Consider the following 14,454-nt stretch of genomic DNA (forward strand, 5'->3'; position numbering starts at 1 on the left):
TCTTACTGATTGTTGGATTCGACATGGGGCGATGCTGGCAACTTCGGAAACCCGAGGGCTTCCTTGGCGGCTGGCCTGCCGGTAGGAATGTGGGTGGTGCAGACGTGGCCGCCCTGCGCGAGGGTGGAGAGCCTGCGGACATCGACGCCGACCAAACGGGAAAACAGTTCGGTCTCTGTGTCGCAAAAAACGGGAAATTCGGCGGCAAGTTGCTGGATGGGGCAGTGTCCCTGGCACAACTGGACACTGGAGAGGGAAGCCGGCAACGGAGCTTTGGTCTCGATGGAGGCTGCGGAAGCAACATATCCATCGCGGCTCAGAGCCTTTGACAGTGCCATCGCCCGGGCAGTGATGTCCGAGCCCGCGAGGTCCACTTCCGGCGCGTAGCGCTGCTCCATTTCGGCAAAGCGCTCTACTGCATAGTCCCTGACTGCTTCTTCGCCCACAAGGTCCCGCAGCCGCCGAAGCGCGGAACTTGCAATGTTAAGGTAGTCATCTCCGAGCTTCGACTGGCCTTGGGAGCTGAGGACGTAGCGACGGGCAGGACGGCCCGCACCGGCCCCTGCCTTCGCGACGCGCTTCACCTCGATGACCCCGGCACGCTGAAGGTGATCCAGGTGCCGGCGGACTGCTGCCGGGGTGAAGCCCAGCATGTCGCCAAGTTCAGCCGCGCTGACGGGGCCGTGCTCCAACACGGCGTTGAGAACACGGTCTCTGGTGCGGTCTTCCGCATCGGCCGCGCCCACGGCGGTGCCGCCGGGCACAGGCATGACTGCGCGGTGCCGCGTTGCGGGCACAGAAACAGAACTCCTCATGGAATACACAACACAATCATGTCGTAATTTAGTCCGCGCATCCAGTAAGGCAAGGCTGGCCTGCAGCACCCTGCCCGCGGCACCCTGCCCGCGGCACCCTTACTACTTCACGTAGAATACTTTGGTGCGATCCCCCGAATCCCCTGTCCTCACTATCGATGGACTCATCAAGGACGTCGGCCCGCTGGCTTCCCTTGACGGCAAGATGCTCCGGGTGGTCAGCGGACTGTCAATGTTTGCAGAACGCGGCCAGATCACTGCGTTGTTGGGTGCCAATGGCGCAGGCAAAACAACCACCCTCGAATGCGCGCAGGGCCTTCAAAAGCGTACCGGCGGCCGCATCGAACTGCTTGGCCAGGACCCCGACACGGCCGGAGCGAGCCTTCGCTCGCGCGTCGGTGTGATGTTACAGGATGGGGGCCTGCCGCCGTCGGCCCGTCCCATCCCCTTGCTTCGGCACATTGCGGGCATGTACCAAAGCCCCTTGCCCTTGGACGGCCTCGTGGAACGGCTGGGCATCGATACCTTCAGCCGCACCGGCGTCCGCCGGTTGTCCGGAGGGCAGAAGCAACGGCTGTCGCTTGCCGCGGCCCTGATCGGTAATCCCGAAGTCCTTTTCCTCGACGAGCCCAGCGCGGGCTTGGATCCCCAGTCCCGCCAGATCGTCTTCGAGCTTATCGCCGAACTGCGGGATGCAGGCATGGGCATCATCCTGACCACGCACCTCATGGACGATGCCCAGAGGCTTGCAGACTACGTGTACATCATCGACGCCGGACGCAACGTCGCAGAGGGAACGGTCGCCGACTTGCTGAGCCACGGCCACGAGGCCATGGACGGGGTTACCGAACGCACCCTTTTCTTTGATGCTCCCGCCGGTCTCGACATCGCTGCGGCCATCGGTGACGACCTGACCATCACCGAAACGCGGGCGGGCAGTTACTCCGTTGCGGGAACCCTCACACCTCAACACTTGGCGAAACTCACGGCCTGGTGGGCGGGGAAGGGCATCATGCCGGCGTCCCTCCGCTTGGAGGCACGCAGCTTGGAAGACGTCTTCCTGGACATCTCCGGAAGGGACATCAGATGACCAGCGCAACCCCCACACTCACCACACCCCACGCCGGACCGGCTCCCCTTCTGCGCAGGATCCTGCTCCAAGGCCGCTACGAGACCTTAACTATGATCCGAAACGGCGAACAGCTGATCCTCGCGGTGATCATGCCCCTGTTGGCCCTGGTGGGACTCACGGTCACACCGCTTCTTGATGGCCTCGGCGGCAATCGCGTGGACATCGCGACGCCCGGCATTCTCGCCTTGTGTGCCATGTCCACGGCATTCACCGGCCAAGGCATCGCTACCGGCTTCGACCGCCGCTACGGCGTACTGCGCTTCCTCTCCACCACTCCCCTGGGCCGGATCGGCCTCATCGCCGGAAAGATCCTGGCCGTGTTGGCTGTCCTGGTCCTCCAGGTGCTGGTGGTGGGCGGCGTGGCGGCTTTGCTGGGCTGGCAGCCACGTCCCGAAGGTTGGCTTCCCGGCCTGGGGCTGCTGGTCCTCGGCGCTGCCGCCTTCACAGCGCTCGGACTCTTGGTTGCCGGCACCGTTCGGCCGGAGGCAACCCTCGCCATCACGAACCTACTCTGGATCCTGTTGGGCGCCCTCGGAGGAATCGTGGTTCCCGCCGAGCGCTTGCCGGTTCTGGCCCAGAACATCGTGCATTTCCTGCCGTCCGGCGCCTTGGGGCAATCGCTCCGGGACGCGTTCCTCCATGGCAGCGTCTCCCTGCCCTACGTTCTTGTGCTGCTGCTGTGGACCATTGTCCCTGGCGCGGCCGCCGTCCGCTGGTTCAAATGGAACTGAGCGTCCCTTTGTGGAACCGAACCGTCAGCGTGAATTGAGTACCGAGAATTGAGAAAACTGTGAGCACGGCTTCCCGCCTCCCGAAGTCCATCCAGCAGTTGACCGCCAAGCTCCCCACGGAAGTCAACAGCACCATTCGCAGGCTGGCGATGTTGTCCCTGATCGGCCAGGTGGTCCTGGTGGTCACCGGCGGCGCGGTCCGGCTGACATCCTCAGGGCTCGGCTGCCCGACATGGCCGCGCTGCACCAGCGGTTCCCTCGTGAACACTCCGGAGATGGGCATCCACGGCTTCATCGAATTCGGCAACCGCATGCTGACATTCGCCTTGGCGGCCATCGCCGTCCTGATGCTGGTGTATTTGTGGAACCTCCGCAAGGAACGTCGCGACCTTTTCCTCTTGGCAGTGGGTCTGCTCGCCAGCATCCCGGCACAGGCCATCATCGGCGGCATCACCGTACTGTCCAATCTGAACCCCTGGGTTGTCGGACTGCATTTCCTCGTTTCGATGGCCTTGGTCGTCTTTTCCACGCTCCTGGTCAACCGCGCCTATGGCCGGACCGGCCGCTTCATGAAACGGCCGTTGGCACCGATCCCGGGCGCGATGAGCCCGGTCATGACCGCCGTCGCGTTCTTCTCGGCGGTTGCCGTGTGCTTGGGCGTCGTGGTGACTGGCGCCGGACCGCACGCCGGAGACGCCAACGCCCCCCGTAACGACCTCGACTGGGACCTTTTCTCTCACATCCACGCAGTGCCGGCGTACCTCATCACGGCGGGTGCCCTGTTCGCCGTCTACTTCGTGTTGCGCAAAGGAATCACCGGCCCGTTCCGCACTGCGACGCTGACGCTGCTCGCTGTGACCGTCCTGCAAGCCGTCATTGGCTTCACGCAGTACTACAACGGCATTCCCGCCCTCCTGGTCGGAGCGCACATGCTGGGGGCCGCCTTACTTATGAGTGCCGCGACCAACGCGGCAGATGTGGCGCGCTTCAGCCCGAAGGCCTAGCACGCCCGTTCCCAAGCCCCGGCCCCAGTCCCGAGCCCCACGCTCGCTCACATATCAAGCGTTTAACCCCGACCCTCCATCAGGTATAGGTCCCCAAACCCAAACGCTCGCGCAGATATCACGCCGCAAACCCAAACGCTCGATCAGATCCGAGAAGACGAAAACCCTCCCCTACGCAGCTGGACTGGTACATACGTGAGGGAGGGTTTGTCATATGGGCCACATACGTGAGCGAGCGTCCCAAGGTGACGGGGGCGTCAGTCGCCGACGATCTAGCTGCCGATGATCGGGGAACCGATGAACGGATCCACCGCGAGGGCAATGAAGAGAAGCGTCAGGTAGCTGATGGAGCCGTGGAAGACCTTCATGGCTCCCTTGTTCGAGACGTCGCCGCCCTGTGCCCGGTTGTAGAGGGCGTGGGATTCATACAGGAACCAGGCGCCCGCGAGGACGGCAGCGATGGTGTACACCCAACCCGCTCGGCCCACCGGCACCAAAAGCAGCGAGCACACAACCATGGCCCAGGCGTACAGCACCACCTGGACAGAAACCACCTTGGCACCGGCAATGGCACCCAGCATGGGGACGTTGGCGTTGCGGTAGTCCTCGCCGTAGCGCATGGACAGCGGCCAGTAGTGCGGAGGAGTCCACAGGAAGATCACCATGAAGAGCACGACGGCGGGCCACTCAACAGTGTTTGTTACCGCCGCCCAGGCGATCAGCACCGGGAAGCAGCCGGCCGCACCGCCCCACACGATGTTCTGAGCCGTACGGCGTTTGAGGATCATGGTGTAGATGACAACGTAGAAAACAATCGCACCGAGGCCAAGCCATGCCGAAAGCGGATTTGCCCCAAGCCACAGAATGGCGATGGAGGCCGCCCCAAGGACCCAAGCGAAGACGAGTGCTTCCCGGGGGGTGACTTCGCCCGTCACGAGGGGCCGCTTTTCGGTCCGGTGCATCAGCTTGTCGATGTCACGGTCGATGTAACAGTTGAAGACCCCTGCGCTGCCGGCTGCGAAGGCGCCACCCACCAACGTGGCCAGAATCAAGCCGACGGAGGGAAAGCCCCGCTGCGCGAAGATCATGGTGGGCAGGGTGCTGACCAGCAGCAACTCGATCACGCGGGGTTTGGTCAGTGCCAGATACGCCTTGAACTTACGGGACATTCCGCTCTTCCCCACAGCCGGGGAGGCGTTGACGGGCGTATCTGTTGTGCTCACGTTGGCAGTCACTCTGTTCTTTGCTCTGGTGTTCTCGCAGCGGCGGCGCCCGGTTCATCCGGCACCTCAAAATCAGGGGCGCAGGGTGAAGCGTGGATTCAATCCGTGCTTTGGATCCGCGCTTTGGATGAAAGGCGCACTCGCCGCTGGTGGCCTCCAGATATCATACCGTGGCCCGTCCGACGCCACGGCACCCGGAACTTTCGCTTGTTTCCGAAAGTTCACCGGCACTTTGACGTCGCGGTGATTCATAAAACGGAATTTGCGTCCATTTTTTGAGATTCCCACCGTTTGGGGCCCGGAACCGGGCTAAGCTGTCTGCAGATCAGCTCACGCAGGTTTCCGAGAAAGCGCATTCTCAGATTTGCATGTCTGGATGATAGATCAACGTTTCAATGGTGAACGGCTGGTAGACACTCCGCAGCGGGCACCATCCTGTGCCCGAGGCTTGCCATGTGCCGTCACCCGCCGTCAGCACAGAGAGGGGCTCGGTTTACGTGCCACATTTGGAAGAGCAAGAACTGACTTGGACCAGCCTGGACCAGCGCGCCGTGGACACCATCCGCGTTTTGGCCGCTGACGCCGTCGAGAAGGTCGGCAACGGTCACCCCGGCACGGCCATGAGCCTTGCACCCGCCGCATACCTTCTCTTCCAGAAGCTGATGCGCCACGACCCGAAGCACCCTGACTGGATCGGCCGCGACCGTTTCATCCTGTCTCCCGGGCACACATCGCTGACCCTGTACATCCAGTTGTTCCTTTCCGGGTACGGCCTGGAGCTGAAGGACCTTGAGGCCCTGCGCACCTGGGGATCGCTGACCCCGGGCCACCCCGAATACAAGCACACTGCCGGTGTCGAAATCACCACGGGTCCGCTGGGCCAGGGCCTGGCCTCCTCGGTCGGGTTCGCGTACTCGCAGCGCCGCCAGCGCGGCCTGTTCGACGCCGATGCTCCCGCCGGCGAGAGCCCGTTCGACCACACCATCTGGGTCATCGCGTCCGACGGCGACCTCCAGGAAGGCGTGACCTCGGAGGCTTCTTCCCTGGCCGGGCACCAGGAACTGGGCAACCTCGTGGTGATTTATGACGAGAACCACATCTCCATCGAGGACGACACCGACATCGCCTTCACCGAGGATGTCCTGAAGCGCTACGAGGCCTACGGCTGGCACACCCAGCGCGTGGACTGGACCAAGACCGGCGAATACGTCGAAGACGTCCAGGAGCTGTATTCGGCACTGCTGGCCGCGAAGGCCGAGACCTCCAAACCTTCCATCATTTCGCTGCGCACCATCATCGGTTACCCGGCTCCCAAGAAGCAGAACACCGGCAAGATCCACGGCTCCGCACTCGGAGCCGAAGAAGTCGCAGCACTCAAGGGGGTCCTGGGCTTCGACCCCGAGCGTTCCTTCCAGGTTGACGAGGACGTCCTGGCGCACGCCCGTGCCGTTGTCGAGCGCGGCGCAGCCGAGCGCAGCGAATGGCAGGCATCCTTCGAGGCGTGGCAGACCGCCAACCCCGAGGGCGCGGCGCTGCTTGAGCGCATCGAGGCCAAGAAGCTTCCTGTTGAGCTCGACGCCGCGCTGCCGGCGTTCGAGGCCGGCAAGGAAGTCTCCACCCGCGCAGCCTCGGGCAAGGTCCTGAACGCCATTGGCCCGGTCCTTCCGGAACTGTGGGGCGGCTCGGCCGACCTTGCCGAGTCCAACAACACCACCATCGAGGGTTCGCCGTCGTTCATTCCGGCCTCGCGCTCCACCAGCGCGTGGAAGGGCAACCCGTACGGCCGGGTCCTGCACTTCGGCATCCGCGAGCACGCCGCCGCTTCGATCGTGAACGGCATCTCGCTGCACGGCCGGACCCGGGCGTTCTCCGGTACCTTCCTGATCTTCAGTGACTACCAGCGCCCCGCGATCCGCCTTGGCGCCCTCATGGGCGTTCCGTCGCTGTACGTCTGGACCCACGACTCCATCGGTCTCGGGGAAGACGGCCCCACCCACCAGCCGGTGGAACAGCTGTCCACCCTTCGCGCCATTCCGGGCCTCGACGTGGTCCGTCCCGGCGATGCCAACGAGGTTGTCGCAGCATGGAAGGCCATGCTCGAAAACCACGAGAACCCGGCAGGCATCGTGTTGACCCGCCAGAACATCCCGACCTACGCACGCGGCGAAGGCGCTGCCGAGGGTGACACCTTCGGCTCCACCGCTGGCGTCGCGAAGGGCGGCTACGTCCTCGCCGAAGCATCCAAGGAGGGCAGGACGGTTCCCGCGCAGGTCATCTTGATCGGTACCGGTTCCGAGGTCCAGCTCGCCGTGAACGCCCGCGAAGCGCTCCAAGCCGAAGGCATCGCCACGCGCGTTGTCTCCATGCCGTGCGTCGAGTGGTTCAACAAGCAGGACGCCGCATACCGTGAGTCCGTGCTTCCGGCCGCCGTCAAGGCCCGTGTCTCGGTCGAAGCAGGCCTGGCCCTGGGTTGGAAGGACTTCGTCGGCGATGCCGGCCGTTCCATCAGCCTCGAGCACTTCGGCGCCTCGGCAGACTACAAGCGCCTCTTCAAGGAGTTCGGCATCACGGCAGAAGCAGTCGCCGCCGCCGCCAAGGACTCCCTCGCTGGGTCTCGGTAGCTGAAACCCGCCTGAGACGAATCCGACTGCAACGAACAGATTTCCAAGGAGATTAAAGAAATGACTACGACTCCCACCCAGCAGCTCTCCGACGCCGGCGTGTCCATCTGGCTTGACGACCTTTCCCGGGAACGCCTGTCCAGCGGCAGCCTGCAGAAGCTCATCGAAGAGAAGAACGTCGTTGGTGTCACCACCAACCCGTCGATCTTCCACGCCGCAATCACCTCCGGCAGCGACTACGACGCCGTGATTGCCGAAGAGGCCGCCAAGGGCGCCACCGTCGAAGAGACGGTCTTCGAGATCACCACCCGCGACGTCGCCGATGCTTGCGACCTTTTCGCCCCGGTCGCCGCAGCCAGCAAGGGCGTTGACGGCCGTGTCTCCATCGAGGTGGACCCCCGCCTGGCTTGGGACACCGAAGGCACCATTGCCGAGGCAAAGCACCTCTACAAGAAGGTCAACAAGGACAACGTCCACATCAAAATCCCGGCAACCCTTGAAGGCCTCGCGGCCATCACGGCAACCCTGGCCGAGGGCATCAGCGTCAACGTGACGCTGATCTTCTCCCTGGAGCGCTACCGCGCCGTCATCAACGCTTTCCAGTCCGGCCTGGAGCTGGCCAAGGAAAACGGCCACGACCTCTCCAAGATCCACTCGGTAGCGTCCTTCTTCGTGTCCCGCGTGGACTCCGAGATCGACAAGCGCCTCAATGCCCTGGGCACCGATGAAGCCAAGGCCCTCAAGGGCAAGGCCGGCGTTGCCAACGCCCGCCTCGCCTACCAGGTCTACGAAGAGCTGTTCTCCACCGAGCGTTGGGCCGTCCTGGCTGAAGCCGGCGCGCTCCCCCAGCGCCCGCTGTGGGCCTCCACCGGCGTCAAGGACCCGGCCTACCCGGACACCCTGTACGTGACCGAACTGGTCGCCGCCGGCGTCGTCAACACCATGCCGGAAAAGACCCTCGACGCCACGTTCGACCACGGCGTGGTCACGGGTGACACCGTCTCCGGCACCTACGAAGAAGCAAACAGCGTCCTCAACGCACTGGAAGGCCTGGGCATCTCCTACAACGACGTCGTCGCAATCCTCGAATCCGAGGGCCTGGACAAGTTCGTGGCCAGCTGGAAGGAACTTCTGGCCGACGTCGAAGGCGCCCTCGCCTCTGCACGGAAGGCTTCCTAACCCACATGAGCACTCTCAGCTATGACGCCAGCGGTGCTGCGCAGCAGGCCATCGAGCAGCACATCCCGGCACTTGTTGAAGACCGGATTGCCACCAGGATTTTCGCGAAGGACCACACCTTGTGGGGTCCGGATGCCGAATCCGAATCCGCCATCCGTCTCGGATGGGTGGAGGCGGCAACCGTTTCCCAGCCCTTGGTCGAAGGAATCCTGGAACTCCGGGATGCCCTCAAGGCCGAAGGCGTCTCCCGCATTGTCCTGTGTGGCATGGGCGGCTCCTCGCTTGCCCCCGAGGTCATTGCCGGCACCGCTGGCGTCGAGCTGACTGTGCTGGACAGCACCGACCCCGAACAGGTCGGTGCTGCCCTCGCAGACCGCCTCGCCGAGACCGCCATCGTAGTCTCTTCCAAGTCCGGTTCCACTGTGGAAACCGACTCCCAGCGACGGGTATTCGAGCAGGCCTTCACCGAGGCCGGCATCGATGCCAAGAGCCGCATCATCATCGTGACCGATCCTGGTTCTCCGCTGGACAAGGCCTCCCGTGAAGCCGGCTACCGCGCAGTCTTCAACGCCGACCCGAACGTGGGCGGCCGCTTTTCGGCGCTGACGGCTTTCGGCCTCGTGCCCAGCGGACTCGCCGGAGTCGACATCCAGGCATTCCTGGACGAGGCCGAGGAAGCGGCAGAGATCTTGAACGAGGACTCCCCCGAAAACATCGGGCTCAGGCTTGGTGTTGCGCTTGGCGGAACCACCCCGCTGCGCAACAAGATCGTCATTGTCGAAGACGGTTCGGGAATCGTTGGCTTCGCCGATTGGGCCGAACAGCTCATCGCCGAGTCCACCGGCAAGCTCGGCACGGGGGTTCTGCCGGTTGTTGCAGGTCCTTCCGCACCCGAGGTCAGCAGCGGCGCGGAAGACGTTCTGGTGATCCGTCTCGTCGGTACCGAATCCGACGTCGAACTCGGCGAAAACGAGGCCGCCATCGCCGGTGGCCTGGCCACCCAGATGTTCGTCTGGGAGTTTGCCACCGCCGTCGCCGGGCGCCTGCTGGGCATCAACCCCTTTGACCAGCCCGACGTCGAGGCAGCCAAAATTGCCGCGCGCGGCCTCTTGGACGCGCGTCCCGAGCCGACGCCGGCAAACTTCGTCGACGGCGCCATCGAGGTCCGCGGGGGTGCCTGGCTCAGCGACGCGGCAACAGCTGCGGACGCCGTCAAGGCCCTGCTTGCCGAACTCGGCACGGACGGCTACCTGAGCGTCCAGGCATACTTCGACCGGATCGCTTTCGCGCAGCTCGAAGGCATCCGCGATGAGCTCGCCGGTGTGAGCGGCCGTCCGGTCACTTTTGGCTGGGGTCCGCGCTTCCTGCACTCCACCGGACAGTTCCACAAAGGCGGACCGGCCATCGGTTCATTCCTACAGGTGACGGCTTCTGCGACCGGCGACATCGCCATTCCGGAGCGGCCGTTTACTTTCGGTCAGCTGATTGCGGCCCAGGCGGCTGGCGATGCCCAGGTTCTGGAGAACCACGGCCGCCCGGTCCTGCGGCTGCACCTCACGGATCGGGGAGCCGGAGTTGCCCAGCTCCAGGAAATCGTCGCCGCGCTGGCCGGCCAGGCCAGCGCGCTCGAAAGCTAAGGCACAAACCCCAACATGCCAGAAACTGAAATCGGTTACAGGTCCACCGGAAAGGCAAGCCACCGCAATCCCCTCCGGGATCCGCGCGACCGGCGCCTGAACCGCATCGCAGGGCCTTCGTCACTGGTGTTCTTCGGAGTCACCGGTGACCTCGCCCGCAAGAAACTCATGCCAGCGGTCTACGACCTCGCCAACCGCGGGCTGCTGCCGCCGAGCTTCGCGCTCGTCGGCTTCGGCCGGCGCGACTGGAGCAACGAGGACTTCGCGAACGAGGTCAAAGAGAACGTCAAAGCGCACTCCCGTACCCCGTTCGACGACGCCGTCTGGAACCAGCTCTCCGAGGGCATCCGCTTCGTCCAGGGAGAGTTCGACGACGACCAGGCGTTCAAGCGCCTCAGCGCCACCCTTGACGAACTGGACGAGACCCGCGGCACGCGCGGCAATCACGGTTTCTACCTGTCCATTCCGCCCAAGGCCTTCGAACAGGTCTGCCGCCAGCTGTCCAAGCACGGGCTGGCGCAAGCCGGCGACGGCCAATGGCGTCGTGTGGTCATCGAGAAGCCCTTCGGCCACGACCTGGAGTCCGCGCGCAAGCTCAACGACATCGTGGAGTCCGTCTTCCCCCCCGACGCGGTCTTCCGTATCGACCACTACCTGGGCAAGGAGACGGTGCAGAACATTCTGGCGCTGCGCTTCGCCAACCAGCTGTTCGAGCCTTTGTGGAACGCCAACTACGTTGACCACGTCCAGATCACCATGGCCGAGGACATCGGCACTGGCGGTCGAGCTGGTTATTACGACGGCGTCGGGGCGGCTCGCGATGTCATCCAGAACCACCTGCTGCAGCTGCTGGCCCTGACAGCCATGGAGGAGCCCATTTCCTTCAACGCCGATGACCTGCGTGCCGAGAAGGAAAAGGTGCTGGCAGCGGTCAAGCTGCCCGACGACTTGTCCACCCACTCGGCCAGGGGCCAGTTCACCGGCGGTTGGCAAGGCGGCGAGCTGGTGCAGGGCTACCTTGAGGAAGACGGCATTCCGGCCGATTCCAAGACGGAGACCTATGCGGCGATCCGTCTGGACATCCACACCCGGCGCTGGTCCGGCGTGCCGTTCTACCTGAGGGCTGGCAAGCGTCTTGGACGGCGCGTCACGGAAATCGCGGTCGTGTTCAAACGGGCACCGAACCTGCTTTTCCGTGGTCACGGTGAGGACGACTTCGGCCAGAACGCCGTGGTCATCCGCGTCCAGCCCGACGAGGGCGCCACGATCCGCTTCGGATCCAAGGTTCCCGGCACGCAGATGGAAGTCCGCGACGTCACCATGGACTTCGGATATGGCCACTCGTTCACCGAGTCCAGCCCGGAAGCCTACGAACGCCTCATCCTGGACGTGCTGCTGGGCGAGCCGCCGCTCTTCCCGCGGCACCAGGAAGTCGAGGAGTCCTGGAAGATCCTGGATCCCTTCGAAGATTACTGGGCCGGACTCGACGAACAGCCCGAACCCTATACTCCCGGCAGCTGGGGTCCAGCCTCGGCCGACGAACTGCTTGCCCGCGACGGACGAACCTGGAGAAGGCCATGATCGTAGATCTTCCCGACACCACCACCTCCAAGATCTCCAAGAAGATCACCTCCCTGCGCGAGCAGGGAGGCGTGATCGCCCTCGGACGTGTCCTGACCCTCGTGGTCGTCACCAAGTCGGGCCTTGAGGAAGAAGCCATCGAGGCAGCCAACGAGGCCAGCCGCGAACACCCCTGCCGCATCATCGTCCTTGCCGATGCCGGCAGCGAAGCGCCCAACCGCCTCGACGCCCAGATCCGGGTGGGGGGCGACGCCGGAGCCTCCGAGGTGATCGTGCTGCGCGGCTACGGTTCGCTCGCCAAGGAGAGTGAATCGCTGGTGGCCGCGCTGCTCCTGCCCGACGCCCCGATCGTGGCCTGGTGGCCGCACGGGGCACCGGAGAACGCCTGCGAGACTTCCATCGGGCGTATTGCGCACCGCCGCATCACGGACTCCGCCAACGAGCCCGACCCCACCGCGGCACTCAACAGGATCCGAAACACGTACCGCGCGGGTGACACCGACCTCGCCTGGACACGCCTGACCAACTGGCGCCTCCAGCTTGCGGCCGCCCTGGACCAGGTGGACGAATCCCCCGTTACGGCGATCGCCGTCGAAGGCGCTTCGGACTCCCCCAGCACACTGCTGCTGGCGGCGTGGCTCACGCTGTTCCTCGACGCGCCGGTCCAGATCGTCGCCGATCCGGCGGGAACCGGCATCCGGAGGGTACACCTTAGCCGCGCGACGGGCGACGTCCAGCTGGTCCGGCCGGGCCTCACCGTGGCGGAGCTGACCCAGCCGGGACAGCCCGCCCAGCGGATTTCGCTGCCGCGCCGAAGCCTGCGGGACTGCCTCGCCGAAGAACTGCGTCGCCTTGATCCAGACGATGTCTTCGGAGAAGTGATTACTATGGGACTGCCCCGAACCAATAGCAAGGAGTGACCGTCCCAGTGAGCGCTGACCCCAGAGTAAGCATCCATCCCAACTCCGCCGTCCTCATGGCCGCGATCGCAGCACGGCTGATCACCAAGCTGGTGGACGTGCAGGACAAGCACGGCGAAGCCACTGTGGTCCTCACCGGCGGAACCGTGGGCATCGGCACCCTGAAAGCGGTTGCCGACTCACCTGCGGCGCCCGCCGTCGACTGGTCCCGGGTGAACTTCTGGTGGGGTGACGAGCGTTTCGTTGGCAAGGACAGCACGGACCGCAACACCGTACAGGCCCGTGAGGCTTTGCTCTCCAGCCTGCCGCTGGATCCGGACCGCGTGCACGAACCAGGTTCGTCGGACGAGTTCGCAACCGCGGACGACGCCGCAGCGGACTACGCAGCACGCCTCAAAGCAGCCGCGGAGGCTGAGCACGCCGCAGATACTTCGGACAATCGTCCGGAAGAAGCCGGCGAGCTGCCGCGTTTCGACATCCTGCTGCTGGGCGTAGGCCCGGATGCGCATGTTGCCTCGCTCTTCCCTGAGCAGGCGGGTATCCGTGTCCAGGACCGCACAGTGGTGGGGGTAGAGAACTCCCCCAAGCCGCCGCCGTCGAGGATTTCGCTGACCTTGCCCGCCATCAATTCAGCCCAGGAAATCTGGATGGTCGTGGCAGGCGAGGACAAGGCCGGGGCCGTGGGCTTGGCCCTCGCCGGCGCCAACCCCGTCCAGGTTCCCGCCTCCGGCCCTCTTGGCCGTTCGAGGACCCTGTGGCTTATCGACGAAAATGCAGCCTCACGTGTCCCCCAGCAGCTCATCCGGAAGGATCCTGCGGGCGCGTAGCCGCTTGAGCGCTCCAGCCAAGACAATTTCCGCTTCTTGGCTGGAGCGCCTTTCTTTAACGTAATCCAGGTGGCTCTTGAAGATTTCTTCGTCCGCCCGCTCCGTCGTTGCCTCGCCCTGTTCGCGGACGGCAACCAAACCACACTTCGGGCAGTCCCACCGAACAGGAATTTGATCCTCCGGGAGCTTAACGAAAACGAGCCGCGTCTCGTGTCCCTTGGCGCACCAATAGGGAACACGAATACGCGGCAAACTTTCGCCAACTATGGAGTCGGATTGGTTTCTCGGGGCCGATCCAGCTGTTACGCCGGCCCGTGTGCCTCGGAATCCTGAAGAACCATGAACCATCGTCGATCCCCTTGAGAGTTCGGCTACATGGCGGTGAGGGCCATGCAGCCTAGTCTAGTGCGGGGATCCCGACGACGGCAGGGTCGCTTCCGGGTAGTTTGATCCTCCCGGAGTTCAAACCGGGGAGACTCTAGGAGTCTCCCCCTGAGGTGAAGCGCATGATGAGGCCAAGACCAATGATCACGACACCCCAAGTGCAGCCCAAGACGATGGTGAAACGGTTGAGGTTCCGTTCCGCGACACCCGAGGAACTCAATCCCGAGCTCATGCCGCCGCCAAACATATCGGACAATCCACCGCCACGTCCCTTGTGCAGGAGGATAAGCAGCGTCAGCAGAAGACTGGTGATACCCAGCAGGATCTGCAGAATGACTTGAAGAACGTCCACGACGGCCTTTCAGAAGAACGGAAAACGGGAGCGAAACCTAGAAACGGA

General features: G+C 64.1%; 13 protein-coding genes. 9 read left to right on the top strand and 4 right to left on the bottom strand.

The annotated features are described in order from the left end of the window. Positions 1 to 2: 2 nt before the first annotated feature. Positions 3 to 815 (bottom strand): MarR family transcriptional regulator, encoded by an 813-nt coding sequence (locus HNP00_RS01975; RefSeq protein ID WP_184735334.1) that lies wholly within the window; start codon positions 813 to 815, stop codon positions 3 to 5. Positions 816 to 939: 124 nt separating this feature from the next. Here HNP00_RS01975 and HNP00_RS01980 point away from each other — a divergent pair, with 124 nt between their 5' ends. The 3 genes from HNP00_RS01980 to HNP00_RS01990 are packed head-to-tail and all read left to right on the top strand — an operon-like array spanning position 940 to position 3,682. Further along, a complete protein-coding gene (locus HNP00_RS01980; RefSeq protein WP_184735336.1) occupies positions 940 to 1,905 on the top strand; it encodes an ABC transporter ATP-binding protein in 966 nt (321 codons plus the stop codon). Beyond that, entirely contained in the window at positions 1,902 to 2,678 is a 777-nt protein-coding gene (locus tag HNP00_RS01985) for an ABC transporter permease (protein WP_184735338.1), read from the top strand. Before HNP00_RS01980 ends, HNP00_RS01985 begins: the two co-directional genes overlap by 4 nt. 59 nt (positions 2,679 to 2,737) lie before the next feature. Continuing rightward, positions 2,738 to 3,682, top strand: a complete 945-nt coding sequence (locus HNP00_RS01990; protein WP_184735340.1) for a COX15/CtaA family protein — start codon at positions 2,738 to 2,740, stop codon at positions 3,680 to 3,682. A 272-nt stretch (positions 3,683 to 3,954) separates the two neighbouring features. Here HNP00_RS01990 and HNP00_RS01995 read toward each other — a convergent pair whose 3' ends face one another. After that, a complete protein-coding gene (locus HNP00_RS01995) occupies positions 3,955 to 4,917 on the bottom strand; it encodes a heme o synthase (RefSeq protein WP_184735342.1) in 963 nt (320 codons plus the stop codon). Between the two features lie 485 nt (positions 4,918 to 5,402). Here HNP00_RS01995 and tkt point away from each other — a divergent pair, with 485 nt between their 5' ends. From tkt to pgl, 6 genes are read left to right on the top strand one after another with little or no spacing between them, the layout of a single operon-like run. Continuing rightward, entirely contained in the window at positions 5,403 to 7,526 is a 2,124-nt protein-coding gene (gene tkt, locus HNP00_RS02000) for a transketolase (RefSeq protein WP_395893768.1), read from the top strand. Positions 7,527 to 7,586: 60 nt separating this feature from the next. Continuing rightward, on the top strand, positions 7,587 to 8,705 hold the full coding sequence (gene tal / locus HNP00_RS02005) for a transaldolase (protein ID WP_184735344.1): 1,119 nt from the start codon (positions 7,587 to 7,589) through the stop codon (positions 8,703 to 8,705). A gap of 5 nt (positions 8,706 to 8,710) precedes the next feature. Next, positions 8,711 to 10,342 carry a glucose-6-phosphate isomerase gene (locus tag HNP00_RS02010; protein ID WP_184735346.1) on the top strand — a complete coding sequence of 544 codons (1,632 nt, stop codon included), beginning with the start codon at positions 8,711 to 8,713 and terminating at the stop codon, positions 10,340 to 10,342. A 15-nt stretch (positions 10,343 to 10,357) separates the two neighbouring features. Then, the gene (gene zwf / locus HNP00_RS02015; protein ID WP_184735348.1) at positions 10,358 to 11,923 is read left to right on the top strand and encodes a glucose-6-phosphate dehydrogenase; all 1,566 of its coding nucleotides are present in this window, start codon (positions 10,358 to 10,360) and stop codon (positions 11,921 to 11,923) included. Continuing rightward, entirely contained in the window at positions 11,920 to 12,843 is a 924-nt protein-coding gene (locus HNP00_RS02020) for a glucose-6-phosphate dehydrogenase assembly protein OpcA (RefSeq protein WP_184735350.1), read from the top strand. The genes zwf and HNP00_RS02020 overlap by 4 nt, the downstream gene beginning before the upstream one ends. 8 nt (positions 12,844 to 12,851) lie before the next feature. Then, on the top strand, positions 12,852 to 13,670 hold the full coding sequence (gene pgl, locus HNP00_RS02025; protein WP_184735352.1) for a 6-phosphogluconolactonase: 819 nt from the start codon (positions 12,852 to 12,854) through the stop codon (positions 13,668 to 13,670). Here the strand turns inward: pgl and HNP00_RS02030 are convergent. Then, positions 13,623 to 14,018: an RNA polymerase-binding protein RbpA gene (locus HNP00_RS02030; RefSeq protein WP_184735361.1), complete on the bottom strand. Its 396-nt coding sequence runs from the start codon at positions 14,016 to 14,018 to the stop codon at positions 13,623 to 13,625. The two genes, pgl and HNP00_RS02030, sit on opposite strands and share 48 nt — an antisense overlap. Before the next feature lie 130 nt (positions 14,019 to 14,148). Beyond that, positions 14,149 to 14,406, bottom strand: coding sequence for a preprotein translocase subunit SecG (gene secG, locus HNP00_RS02035; RefSeq protein ID WP_074589634.1), 258 nt, complete (start codon positions 14,404 to 14,406; stop codon positions 14,149 to 14,151). Positions 14,407 to 14,454 lie beyond the last annotated feature (48 nt).

Source organism: Arthrobacter sp. AZCC_0090 (assembly GCF_014207375.1).
GTDB lineage: Bacteria > Actinomycetota > Actinomycetes > Actinomycetales > Micrococcaceae > Arthrobacter.